General features: G+C 38.6%; 1 protein-coding gene. It reads right to left on the bottom strand.

The window, feature by feature from the left end; genetic code table 11:
- A partial coding sequence (gene ricT / locus BBH99_RS12875) for a regulatory iron-sulfur-containing complex subunit RicT (protein ID WP_262487202.1) occupies positions 1 to 717 on the bottom strand: 717 nt, incomplete at both ends.

The raw sequence follows: 717 nt of genomic DNA on the forward strand, positions 1-717 counted from the left end.
TAAATTTTTTCTTGTTCGGGTTCCCTTGCTGAGCTTTATCTGTATCAGGGTTTGATTCAGCTTTTACCTTTTCCACAGGTGCTTTTTGCTGTTGTTGTGGCTTTGGTTGTCTTGGCTGATTGCTGGAATTGGCATTAGGGTTTTCCGGTTTTTCAGATCTGTTAGGTTTATCTTGTCTTTCAGGTCTGTTTTTCTTTTGCCCTTGTCCTTGCCCCTGATTTTGATTATTATTTTGCTTATTCTGATTGTTTCTGTTTCTGTTGTTCCTGTTTTTCTTCTCGAAACGGTCTACATTATTTTCCTGGATAAGGTCAATGCTTTGAGATGATGTTTCAGGTTGTTTCAGTTCTTCCAGAGGAAGTGTTTTTTCTCCTCTTTTATTCTTTGCAATCAGTTTTTTAACAAGATCAATGTCGAAATCATACCAAGCAATGGAGTTTTCCACATAAGCAAACCACATTTTCTTTTTGAAGACATCTATTTTAATACAGAAAGCTTTTCCTTTTTCTGTTTCCAGGGTGGTGGAAGAAGATGGGAAATTGCTTAATGCATCCAGATAACTGTCAAGCTCGTAATTAAGGCAGCATTTAAGCTTACCGCACTGTCCTGCAAGTTTCTGAGGATTAATACTCAATTGTTGGTATCTTGCTACATTGGTGTTCACAGACCTGAAGTCTGTAAGCCATGTGGAGCAGCAAAGCTCACGTCCGCAAGATC

This window comes from Chryseobacterium contaminans, from assembly GCF_001684955.1.
Taxonomy (GTDB): domain Bacteria; phylum Bacteroidota; class Bacteroidia; order Flavobacteriales; family Weeksellaceae; genus Chryseobacterium; species Chryseobacterium contaminans.